General features: G+C 45.5%; 11 protein-coding genes. 4 read left to right on the top strand and 7 right to left on the bottom strand.

All coding sequences use genetic code 11. From position 1 onward, the window contains the following. Window positions 1–54 precede the first annotated feature (54 nt). Both trhP and ACOSVP_RS03895 read right to left on the bottom strand, forming a co-directional pair. Entirely contained in the window at window positions 55–1,413 is a 1,359-nt protein-coding gene (trhP, locus tag ACOSVP_RS03900) for a prephenate-dependent tRNA uridine(34) hydroxylase TrhP (RefSeq protein WP_487346180.1), read from the bottom strand. A 137-nt stretch (window positions 1,414–1,550) separates the two neighbouring features. After that, complete coding sequence (locus tag ACOSVP_RS03895; protein ID WP_487346179.1) at window positions 1,551–2,510, bottom strand: hypothetical protein; 960 nt, start codon at window positions 2,508–2,510, stop codon at window positions 1,551–1,553. A 165-nt stretch (window positions 2,511–2,675) separates the two neighbouring features. Between ACOSVP_RS03895 and ACOSVP_RS03890 the strand changes: the two genes are divergently transcribed. The 4 genes from ACOSVP_RS03890 (at window position 2,676) to fusA (ending at window position 7,536) form a co-directional block, all read left to right on the top strand. Next, window positions 2,676–3,260 (top strand): superoxide dismutase, encoded by a 585-nt coding sequence (locus ACOSVP_RS03890; protein WP_487346178.1) that lies wholly within the window; start codon window positions 2,676–2,678, stop codon window positions 3,258–3,260. Between the two features lie 165 nt (window positions 3,261–3,425). Beyond that, the gene (locus ACOSVP_RS03885; RefSeq protein WP_487346177.1) at window positions 3,426–4,091 is read left to right on the top strand and encodes a TIGR04211 family SH3 domain-containing protein; all 666 of its coding nucleotides are present in this window, start codon (window positions 3,426–3,428) and stop codon (window positions 4,089–4,091) included. A gap of 20 nt (window positions 4,092–4,111) precedes the next feature. Then, complete coding sequence (locus tag ACOSVP_RS03880) at window positions 4,112–5,287, top strand: cation:proton antiporter (RefSeq protein WP_487346176.1); 1,176 nt, start codon at window positions 4,112–4,114, stop codon at window positions 5,285–5,287. A gap of 158 nt (window positions 5,288–5,445) precedes the next feature. Next, the gene (gene fusA, locus ACOSVP_RS03875) at window positions 5,446–7,536 is read left to right on the top strand and encodes an elongation factor G (protein WP_487346175.1); all 2,091 of its coding nucleotides are present in this window, start codon (window positions 5,446–5,448) and stop codon (window positions 7,534–7,536) included. Window positions 7,537–7,616: 80 nt separating this feature from the next. On the opposite strand, the gene ACOSVP_RS03870 is transcribed toward fusA, so the two are convergent. The 5 genes from ACOSVP_RS03870 to minC all read right to left on the bottom strand — a co-directional run bounded on the left by ACOSVP_RS03870 (window position 7,617) and on the right by minC (window position 11,920). Further along, on the bottom strand, window positions 7,617–8,669 hold the full coding sequence (locus tag ACOSVP_RS03870) for an aldo/keto reductase (RefSeq protein ID WP_487346174.1): 1,053 nt from the start codon (window positions 8,667–8,669) through the stop codon (window positions 7,617–7,619). Window positions 8,670–8,783: 114 nt separating this feature from the next. Beyond that, the gene (locus tag ACOSVP_RS03865; protein ID WP_487346173.1) at window positions 8,784–9,959 is read right to left on the bottom strand and encodes a cytochrome-c peroxidase; all 1,176 of its coding nucleotides are present in this window, start codon (window positions 9,957–9,959) and stop codon (window positions 8,784–8,786) included. A 119-nt stretch (window positions 9,960–10,078) separates the two neighbouring features. Continuing rightward, window positions 10,079–10,336 (bottom strand): cell division topological specificity factor MinE, encoded by a 258-nt coding sequence (gene minE, locus ACOSVP_RS03860; protein WP_055462934.1) that lies wholly within the window; start codon window positions 10,334–10,336, stop codon window positions 10,079–10,081. 1 nt (window position 10,337) lies between these two features. Next, complete coding sequence (gene minD / locus ACOSVP_RS03855) at window positions 10,338–11,147, bottom strand: septum site-determining protein MinD (RefSeq protein ID WP_487346172.1); 810 nt, start codon at window positions 11,145–11,147, stop codon at window positions 10,338–10,340. 44 nt (window positions 11,148–11,191) lie between these two features. Continuing rightward, window positions 11,192–11,920: a septum site-determining protein MinC gene (gene minC / locus ACOSVP_RS03850; protein WP_487346171.1), complete on the bottom strand. Its 729-nt coding sequence runs from the start codon at window positions 11,918–11,920 to the stop codon at window positions 11,192–11,194. Between the last annotated feature and the right edge of the window lie 219 nt (window positions 11,921–12,139).

Here is a 12,139-nt window from a genome sequence, read left to right as displayed (position 1 = left end):
TTAAAAAAGGCTCATAATGAGCCTTTTTTGGGAGCCAAATCAATGCAAGCAGACTTAGAAACCGTTTGGCAGATTACGCATCACCAAACCAAGCTCCAATTGCTCCGGTTGGTACGGCAATGGAATACGTACTTTATGACCAGATCCAGGTGCTACCGCCATAGTTTCACCCTTTAAATTTTCCATCGCTTCGATGTTGTAAATCATACTGCCTGTTGGCGTGATCAACTCAATCGAATCCCCTACCTTAAAGCGGTTTTTCACATCAATCGTCAACCAGCCGTTATTCCAATCCAACATCTCACCAACAAACTGCTGGCGATCTGAGATCGAGTTGCCGTATTGGTAGTTCTGGTATTGATCGTGCACATGGCGACGGTAGAAGCCTTCGGTGTAACCTCGGTTCGCCAAGCCTTCCAGCTTATCCATCAAGGACATATCAAATGGCTGGCCATGAATCGCATCATCAATCGCTTTGCGGTACAGCTGAGCGGTACGCGCGGCATAGAAGTGCGACTTGGTACGACCCTCAATTTTTAGGGAATGCACGCCCAACTCAATCAACTTCTCAACGTGTTGAATAGCACGCAAATCGCGGCTGTTCATGATGTAGGTGCCATGCTCATCTTCAAACGCAGGCATAAACTCCCCTTCACGCCCTTGCTCACGCAGCAACACAACATCATCAAATGGCTTACCTTCACCCAAAGTCGGTGCAGTAAATTCAGATGGATCAAAGCTCTGCACACCTTTTAAGTGACTACCATCCGCCGGCACAATATCACCATTCTCGTCTTGCACTGCAGATTTCACATCATATTGCCAACGACATGAGTTAGTGCAAGTACCTTGATTCGGGTCACGACGGTTAAAGTAGCCCGACAGCAAACAACGACCAGAGTAGGCAATACACAAAGAACCGTGAACAAACGTCTCGATTTCCATCTCTGGCACCATCTGACGAATTTCACCTACCTCATCAAGCGACAACTCACGCGACAGAATCACACGTTCTAGGCCAAAGTTATGCCAGAACTTAACCGTCGCCCAGTTCACCGCATTGGCCTGCACTGACAAGTGAATCGGCATATCCGGCCACTTCTCTTTAATCAGCATCATCAAACCAGGGTCTGACATAATCAAAGCGTCTGGCCCCATTTCAACTACAGGCTCCATGTCTTTGATAAAAGTCTTAATCTTGGCATTGTGTGGCGCAATATTGGTAGCTACGTACAGTTTCTTACCTAGACCATGCGCCTCTTCAATACCTTGCGCAAGATTAGCCATGGTGAAGTCGTTATTACGTACACGCAGACTGTAGCGAGGCTGGCCTGCATAAACTGCATCAGCACCGTACGCATAGGCATAGCGCATGTTTTTAAGGGTACCCGCAGGAGATAGCAATTCGGTCATAATAAATCTTTATAGAGGAGTGAATATGGCGCGAATTCTAGCGAATTGCTCAGCATTTTCCTTATGCCAAAAACAAGAAAGGCTGAACAAGTCAGCCTTTCTTTGATCTACATCAACACTGCTAATCGATGACTAAATCAACCACCTTTCGCCATACTCAATTCCAATGACATTTGGCGAACTTGAGCTTTCAAGTTGTTAATTTCACGCAACACTTGTGGACGAAACTCATCAATTGAACGAATCGCCTCTTCAGTATTATCCAAACGAGATCCTAAATTAGAAGGCACAGCGGGTGCGCTCGGTGCTTTTGCTAAGTTATCCAAGCCTTGACCTTGCTGACTGACTTGAGTGGTCAAGCGTTCTAAGCTCTGCTTTAAAGATTTCAACTGACCATCTAATGCCGCAATGCGATCACTCTGAGATTTTATATCACCTGCCTGCTTGATAACCGAACCTATTTCAGAGGATAGATCAGCTACTTTAGCAACCTGCTCTTTTTGTATCGTTTCAAGCGTAGCGACCGTACTGATCATGGTGTTGTAGCCATTTTCAATTTCATTAAAGGCATCCGCCTGCACCGCAGCGCGCTTACCTTGAGTGGAAACCACTTCACGCAAATCGGCCAACTTACCTTCAAGCACTTCAATCTTAGAATCGTTGGTCGCAATTGCGGTGCGGTTACGATCGTAAGCCACTCCCCACAGCTTACGAATTTCGCCTTCATGATTCTTAAGCGTTTCTTCTACCGTAGTCCCCAACTCACTGTTAGAAACATCGGCGGCCACCAATTGACTATCCAAGTCCTGAATTTGACTACGAGCGCCTAACAATTCGTCACGTAGCTTTTGATTTTCCATCCAAAGCCAGTAGCCACCAGCCCCAGCACCACCTATTATTAGTAGCAATAGGAAGTACACAAAACCCAGACTTGGCTTTTTAGTGACCACTTGAACTGAGCCACTAGGCTTCGCTGGAGGCGGGTTAAGGCGCTGTTTTCCTGCCCTTTGGGCAGTGGCGCTGGTCGAGGTTCGGTCATTAAGCTCGTCTTGATCAAGCGTTAAGCTTGGAATCTCAACATCATCATCTTTTCGCATAAAGTGTTCGGCCAATAATCTTTGTACAACTATGAAAATCTATGGGAATAAATAACCATACAAATAGAATGAATATAATATTCAAATGTTCAATGCTAGTATATAAGCACCATTAACTGCTTGATCACAAGCACTTTTCATTACAATAAAGCAAGGAGAAAAGAAATGGCTTTTGAATTACCAGCTCTACCTTACGCAAAAGATGCTCTTGAACCACACATGTCAGTTGAGACTCTAGAGTTCCACCACGGCAAACACCACAACACTTACGTAACTAAGCTAAACGGTCTTGTTCCTGGATCTGAGTACGAAGGCAAGTCTCTAGAAGAGATCATCACTTCTGCTCCAGCTGGCCCCGTATTCAACAACGCTGCACAAATCTGGAACCACACTTTCTTCTGGAACAGCTTAAGCCCTAACGGCGGCGGCGAGCCAACTGGCGCTCTAGCAGATGCAATCAACGCAAAATGGGGCTCTTTCGCAGACTTCCAAGCTGAATTCAGCGACAAAGCAGTGAACAACTTCGGTTCTTGCTGGACTTGGTTGGTGAAAAACGCTGACGGTTCTCTAGAAATCGTTAACACTAGCAACGCTGGCACACCAATGACTGCTGGTCAAACTGCTTTGATCACGGTTGACCTGTGGGAACACGCTTACTACATCGACTACCGCAACGTACGTCCTGACTACCTAAAAGGTTTCTGGGCACTTGCAAACTGGGAATTCGCAGCAGCGAACTTCGCAGCTTAATTTTAAGATTAAGCCAGTCTCAAAAAGCGCGACTTCGGTTGCGCTTTTTTGTTTTACATATTACTGACACAATCCCTTTATAAAGCAGACCAGCTAGTTGTTGCGCTAAAGCCATAGTAGCGTTATTGTCTCGTTACAAGTAATTGATTGTAAAAGGGTCTTCACGTGCTAAAACAACTACTGTTCGGATTAACGGCTTCCTTTAGCGTTATACTTTCAGCACAGGCAGAAACGGTTTATGTTTCTGACATTCAATTCGTCGCTATCCGCGAAGGGATAAGCAACGACTCGCGCGCCACCGAGCGCGGGATTAAAAGCGGCACACCTTTAACCGTGTTAGATCGCCGTGACGACCACATTAAAGTCCGTACTCCTGATGGCAACGAAGGCTGGCTACCGAGCTACTTTATCACCGATGATCGCGTCAGCCGCGATCAGTTGGTTCATCTTCAAAACCAACTCACTCAAGCTAAAGAAGCACAAGTAAACGCCGAAGAAACACTACAGAAAACCAAAGACGTGAATGCTGACCTTGTTTCATCCGTTGAAACACTCACTTCACAAAAACAGGCCCTAGAAAATCAGTTAAACGGCGTCTCTGAATTGGCACAACAAGCCAAAGCTATTGTAACAGCCAACGAAGAATCAGATTACAAGATCCAATCTCTGCAGCAACAAGTAGATACTTTGGTTGCACAGAATGAAGCCATGAACTCCTCTATCGAGCAACGCTGGTTCTTGATCGGCGCAGGCACATTAATTGTTGGTGCTATTTTCGGCCTACTGTTTCCAATGACACGCAGAAAAAAGGTATCATCTAGCTCTTGGTAATACCGAATTGAGGGCAAGATATGGATGTAAACATCGTACACTCTTTTTTTCTTATCTTTGCTGGGGCGGCCGTGGTCGCCTCACTTGCCCTTTACACTAAGCAACCTCTGATTCTTGCCTACATTGCTCTTGGTGCACTATTCGGCCCGTACGCTTTACAGCTAATTGATCAACCCAAACTATTAGACGGCATGTCGCATATTGGCATTATCTTCCTGCTTTTTTTGCTGGGACTCGATATGCAACCCAGCCATCTTTTCAATATGCTGAAAAAGGCCTCTTGGGTTGCCATTTCGTCTTCCCTAGCCTTTGCCGCACTGGGCTATCTTACAGCAAAAGCTTTTCATTACACTGAAATGGAAGCCATCATCATTGGCCTCGCCATGATGTTCTCAAGCACCATTATTTGCATCAAGCTATTACCCACCACCGTACTGCATCACAAACATACCGGTGAAATTGTAGTAGGCCTGTTACTGCTGCAAGATATTATTGCCATTGCGGTATTGCTTGCTCTTGTCGCGATCGGCAACAGCGCAAACGGTGGCGATAGCATGCAGCAATATTTGATGCCTATTGTTGGTCTACCTACCCTAATCATTGGCTCATTTTTAGCTGTAAAGTACGTTTTACTGCCACTCATCAGCAAGTTCGACCGCTTTCATGAGTACATCTTTTTGTTATCTATTGGCTGGTGTCTTGCTATGGCTACCGCTGCTGAAGTGTTAGGCTTATCAGCCGAGATGGGGGCCTTTATTGCCGGCGTCGCGCTAGCTACCTCCCCCATTTCACAGTACATTGCCATCAACCTAAAACCACTACGGGATTTCTTCTTAATCTTGTTCTTTTTCTCGATCGGCGCAAGCTTCAACTTAGACCTGTTAGGTCTGGTGATTTGGCCTGCCCTAGCCTTGGCACTGCTGTCCATGATCGCCAAACCCACCGTGTTTCGCTATTTATTGAAAGGCTTAAAAGAAGACAAAAATACCAGTTGGGAAGTTGGCTTTCGCCTTGGGCAAGTCAGTGAGTTTTCTTTATTAATCGCTTACTTAGCGACATCTTTAGGACTAATCGGAGTAGAGGCAAGTCATGTCATTCAGGCAACCGCCATTCTAACCTTTGCCCTTTCGACCTATGTGGTTATTCTCTGCTACCCCAACCCAATCGCCATTTCCGACCGTTTGAGACGCGATTAATAGAAAATAATCCCATAAATATAGGGGGGTTAACGGTGTTCCTCTTTTATTGCCCTAGCAAAGTATAATAGAATACGCGCGAATACCTGACTAGTTCGCTGAAAAGTCTTGTATACTAACTATGCGAAAAATTCATCCTACACTTATAGAGTAATGTAATGGCTGACTTATCACTTTACAGAAACATCGGTATCTTCGCCCACGTAGACGCGGGTAAGACTACCACTACTGAACGTATCCTTAAGCTTACTGGTAAAATCCATAAGATCGGTGAAGTACACGACGGTGAATCGACTACTGACTTCATGGAACAAGAAGCAGAGCGTGGTATCACAATCCAATCTGCAGCCGTAACTTGTGAATGGAAAGGCCACCGCCTAAACGTTATCGACACACCTGGACACGTTGACTTCACAGTAGAAGTATACCGTTCTTTGAAAGTACTTGATGGCGGTATCGGTGTATTCTGTGGTTCTGGTGGTGTAGAGCCACAATCAGAAACTAACTGGCGTTACGCTAACGAGTCAGAAGTTGCTCGTATTATCTTCGTTAACAAACTAGACCGTCTAGGTGCTAACTTCTACCGTGTAGTAGATCAAGTTAAAAACGTTCTAGCAGCTAACCCACTTGTTATGACTCTTCCAATCGGCGAAGAAGATCAATTCGTTGGTGTTGTTGACATCCTAACTCAGAAAGCTTACGTATGGGACGACTCTGGTCTTCCAGAAAACTACGAAGTTAAAGATATCCCAGCGGATATGGAAGACAAAGTCGCTGAATACCGCGAAATGATGATCGAAACTGCTCTTGAGCAAGACGAAGATCTAATGATGGCTTACCTAGAAGAAGGCGAAGAGCCATCTATCGAAGACATCAAACGCTGTATCCGTAAAGGTACTCGCGAACTAGCATTCTTCCCAACATTCTGTGGTTCTGCATTCAAGAACAAAGGTATGCAACTAGTACTTGACGCTGTTGTTGACTACCTACCAAACCCAACAGAAGTTGACCCACAAGATCTAACTGATCCTGAAACTGGTGAGCCTACTGGCGAGAAAGCAATCGTATCTGCTGACGAGCCTCTAAAAGCACTTGCATTCAAGATCATGGACGACCGTTTCGGTGCCCTAACGTTTATCCGTGTGTACTCTGGCCGTCTTAAGAAAGGTGACACTGTACTTAACTCTGCAACAGGTAAAACTGAGCGTATCGGCCGCATGGTTGAGATGCAAGCAAACGATCGTACAGAAATCACTGAAGCTCAAGCGGGTGACATCCTAGCCGTTATCGGTATGAAGAACGTTCAAACTGGTCACACTCTATGTGATCCTAAGCACGAATGTACTCTTGAAGCGATGATCTTCCCTGAGCCAGTAATCTCTATCGCTGTTCAGCCTAAAGACAAAGGCGGCAACGAGAAAATGGGTATCGCGATCGGTAAAATGGTTGCAGAAGACCCATCTTTCCAAGTTGAGACTGACGAAGAATCAGGTGAAACTATCCTTAAAGGTATGGGTGAGCTTCACCTAGACATCAAGGTAGACATCCTAAAACGTACTTACGGTGTAGACCTAATCGTTGGTCAACCACAAGTAGCTTACCGTGAAACAATCACTAAAGCTGTTGAAGATAGCTACACGCACAAGAAACAGTCTGGTGGTTCTGGTCAATACGGTAAGATCGACTACCGCATCCGTCCTGGTGCGCAAGGTTCTGGCTTCACGTTCACATCAACAGTTGTTGGTGGTAACGTGCCTAAAGAATTCTGGCCTGCAGTTGAGAAAGGCTTCAAGTCTATGATGCAGGAAGGTGTTCTAGCTGGCTACCCAGTACTAGACGTTGAAGTTGAGCTATTCGACGGTGGTTACCACGCGGTTGACTCTTCTGCAATTGCCTTCGAAATCGCTGCGAAAGGCGCGTTCCGTCAGTCTATTCCAAAAGCTGGCGCACAACTTCTTGAGCCAATCATGAAAGTTGACGTGTTCACTCCAGAAGATCACGTTGGTGACGTAATCGGTGACTTGAACCGTCGTCGCGGTATGATCAAAGACCAAGAAGCTGGCGTAACTGGCGTTCGTATCAAAGCAGACGTTCCACTATCTGAAATGTTCGGCTACATCGGTCACCTACGTACAATGACATCTGGTCGTGGTCAGTTCTCTATGGAGTTCTCTCACTACTCTTCATGTCCTGCTAACGTAGCAGAAGCTGTAATCGAAGCTGCTAAAGCTAAGAAAGCTGAAAAATAATCAGCCCTACAGTTAAGACACAAAAAACCCGGCTGATGCCGGGTTTTTTTATACCTATCACTCACAGCACAAAGGGCTGCTTAGTAAGGCATTGGATATTGCTTAAAGATCGCAGCGATATCCGCCTGCAGAGCGTCACTTAGAATCAGATCAAACGCTTTCATATCTTCTTCTAGCTGAAACATTTTCGTTGCACCAATAATTGTCGAGGTGACACCATCCACTCGATCCACCCATGCCAGCGCCATTTGAGAGGCGGTTAAGCCGTACGATTCAGCCAACTCTTTATAGGCTTTAATCGCCCCGTTGGAAGCTTCCGTATCACGGAACAATCCATTGCGCTGCGCAAAACTCCAGCGACTCCCCTCAGGTCGTGCACCATCAATGTATTTACCCGACAAGGCACCCGCTGCTAATGGTGACCAAGGCAAGTAAGCCACATCTTCACGAACACAATTCTCAATCAAATATGGCCAGTCTTTGGCATGCAACAAGCTAAACTCATTTTGAATGGAAGCGACTCGTGGCAAATCATATTTATCACTTAAACGCAGGTATTCATTAATGCCCCACGGCGTTTCATTGGATAAGCCGAAATATTTAATCTTACCCGCTTTAACACACTCCCCTAACGCCTGCAGTATTTCTAGCATTTGCGAAGACTGAGATGCGCTATCAACCGATGTGAAATTAATACGATCAGGCCAGTGTTTGGCAAAATGCGGTGAGGTACGGTTCGGCCAATGAATTTGATAGAGATCGATGTAGTCAGTCTTTAAGCGCGCTAGCGAATTATCCACTGAGCTAATGATGGCTTCAGCGGTAACATCTCCACCATTACGCACCCAAGACAAGCCATTGCCTGCTATCTTAGTGGCCAAAACAAACTCTTCTCGTCGCTGACCATGACGAGATAACCAATCACCGATGATAGACTCCGTTTTACCGTACGTCTCAGGAGAAGGCGGGACAGCATACATCTCTGCTGTATCAATGAAATTCACACCTTGATCTAATGCGAATGCTAACTGCTCGTCCGCATCCTTTTGGGTATTTTGCTTACCCCAGGTCATGGTACCAAGACACACTCTTGATACCTCTACACCAGTTCGACCTAATTGACTGTATTTCATGAACTGCGTTCCCTCTCGAGTTATCTATTAACTCTTAGAATGTAACGGCTAGACAACTGGACTGTCTAGCCGTTGAGAGGGAAACAATAAGAAGCTAGAGCCTCTATTCAGTGCCTAGTTCTGCTCTAGCAATGATTCATAACGTTGATCGGTAAGCGTTTTCAGAAACGCTACTAATGCATCTACGCGACGATTATCTAGCGCCGGAGCCTGAGTGAGTGTTTTCGTATCGACATTTTCAGGCACTTCTGGCTGCCCCCAAGCCTTACCCGTTTCTGGGTTAAGCTTGCGCACCGGGTTATTATATTGATCATAGAACAGCACTACCGTGCGCAGATCTTGAAACACACCATTGTGCATATAAGGCCCTGTGATCGCCACATTACGCAGTGTCGGCACCTTAAACTTACCCCGCTGCTCCTTATCGTTAACAGCAGGATTGGCATACAAACCCTCATCTGCACGAGCCAGATTCAATTCGGCATTGGCCGGCACACCAATATTGCGATATTCATGATTAGTGAAGGGCTCACGCTTAAAAAAGGGTGAAGGATTCAGCTGGTGACAAGCATTACAATTGGTGAACTGCTGCGAGAAGAACAAGGTTTTGCCCAACTCCTCTTGCGCAGTAAATTGCTCCTCTCCACGCATAACACGATCATATTTTGAATCAAACGGCATAAACAGTTCAGTTTGTTCAAAATGCGCAATGGCATCGGTAATAGCACGAAAAGCTCGATTCTTATCAGCAAAGATTTTGTTGCCATACAGCTTTTGAAATTGCTGCGTATAACCAGGGCTTTCCATCACCCGATCCACCACTGCCGATTCGCTCGGCATCTGCATTTCGACCGGATTGGTAAAAGGCCCTGCCGCTTGCTGTGCCAAATCATTGGCTCGGCCATCAAGGAATTGACCACCACGATACTCACCCGACTTAGCACGATGGAAAGGTGGTGTTAAAGCTGCGTAAGACACCGCTGGCGCATTACGCCCCCCCGTCGCGACATTGTCACTACCAAGAGACAAAGCACCCGAAAAAGTCTCACGACGCACATCCGTAAAGGCACGAGAAATATCATGACAGCTAGCACAAGACTGATTGCGTCCAACGGAAAGATTGGGATCGAAAAACAGCTGACTGCCAAGCTTTGCCTTCGGATGATCCATTGCAACAGGCAGATCTTGTCGTGGTACTTGCTGATAATTTTGAACTACGGAACTTTGGGAAGCTGGCTGACAGCCCAACAGTAGAGCTGATAGAGATATAAGCGAAACTAGGTATTTCATAGGTCTACTTCACACGGAGAAGAGACAATCATACTCGCTTAAAGGGCTGTTTTGGAAGTGAGAACTATTGTTAATAAAAACACAGCCGCCTCAATCAACGGATTAAAGCGGCTAGCCTTTTAGTTCTTTTCAGGAAGCGTCACGTTCAACTCAAGTACCGAACAGTCATCGGTATTTTCCAGTTGAATTTGCACATCATCACTTTCAATTTGAACATACTTACGAATCACAGCAATGATTTCTTGCTGCATTTGTTCAAGGTAATCTGGCTGTGTTCGACGACTACGTTCATGAGCAACAATGATCTGCAAACGATCCTTGGCGACTGATGCCGAACTTGGTTCACTTTTACTTTTGAAGTAATCAAAAATTCCCACGCTAGCCTCCTAATAGTCGTTTGAAGAATCCTTTCTTTTGCACGTCAGTGAAACGCAATGGACGTTGTTCACCTAATAAACGATCTACCGCATCAGAGTAAGCCTGACCCGCTTCCGCCTGTGCATCAAGAATAACCGGTGTACCTTGGTTAGACGCTTTCAATACCGCTTCAGACTCAGGAATCACCCCCAATAGCGGAATTGCTAGAATTTCTTCTACGTCTGCAACGCTTAACATCTCACCTTCAGACACACGCTCAGGGTTGTAGCGTGTCACTAACAAGTGCTCTTCAATTGGCGACAAGCCTTGCTCAGCACGACGACTCTTACTCTGCAAAATGCCAAGGATACGATCCGAGTCACGCACAGAAGAGACTTCTGGGTTAGTCGTCACGATTGCAACGTCAGCGAAGTAAAGCGCCATTTGCGCGCCTTTTTCGATACCAGCAGGTGAATCACAAACGATGTATTCAAAGTCCTTAGACAACTCGTTAAGCACTTCCTCTACACCTTCCGTTGTCAGCGCGTCTTTGTCACGGGTTTGTGACGCTGGCAAAATGTAGAGATCTTTGGTGCGCTTGTCTTTAATCAAGGCTTGCGTCAAAGTGGCTTCTTTATTGATCACGTTTACAAAATCATAAACTACGCGGCGTTCACAGCCCATGATCAAATCAAGGTTACGTAGGCCCACATCAAAGTCGATAATAACTGTTTTGTGACCCTTCATTGCCAAACCAGTACCAATTGCTGCACTGGATGTTGTTTTACCCACCCCACCTTTACCTGAGGTTACGACGATAATCTTAGCCAACTATATATCCCCCGAAACTTAATTCTTTTAGCCTTTGCCCTAACCTATAGTGAGGCGATCTCTAATGTTTCATCCACTAATAGCACTTGCGCGGCATCTTTCCAAATAATTTTTTGCAGTGCGTCGCTCAGCATGAAATTGCCAGCAATGGCGACCAGCTCTGCTTCCATGTTCTTACAAAATATACGCGCCGAAGTATTACCTTTCACTCCAGCCAACGCGCGACCTCGCAGGGCTCCATAAATATGAATATTCCCTTCGGCCAAGACCTCTGCCCCGGCACTCACTTGAGACAACACCACTAGATCACCCGATGCATAAATCTGCTGACCAGAGCGCACTGGCTTGGTGATCATTTTGGTAGGCTGAGTCACTTCACGCTCTTCAACTACTGTTTTGATCACCACATGTGGATCTTTTGCCGGTGCAGGCGTTTCATTCTTAACATTAATTTGACGACTGTTAGCATTGGGCAATAAAGGCAATTCAGAATCAAAACGCCAAGCCGGAATAGCCTCTTCAACAGCGCGCCAGCCAATCACAGCCAACCCTAATTCACGGCAAATTTTGACCAAATCCTGAAATTGATCCAATGAAAGTGCTGTCGAACATTGACTAATGTCGATAATAAGAGGCGCTTGATTAAAAAACTGAGGAACTTGAGCAATCTTTTCCTTCAACCCCAACTCGATCTGCTCCAGATTCGGGGATTTGACCTCTAATAAAACCGTGGTCACTACACTCCCTTTGAGGCGAAAGTCATTATCTGACATCTAAAGAATTTCCTTAATTAAATCAAAGCAGTAGCGTTTATAAACAGAATAGTTTACGCAATACGCTATTTTAACAACATACAAGTAGAAATGAAGCAATTCTATGCAAACAAATCACAAACTGTCGTAACATTGTGCCTTAACAGTGCACCTGTGCGCAATTTGAACCAAACCCATAAGCAACTGATTTTAAAAACTTTTTACAGCTTATTTACAAGG

This window comes from Marinomonas sp. HM11-D (assembly GCF_057626615.1).
This window is presented reverse-complemented; position numbering and strand designations above follow the sequence as displayed.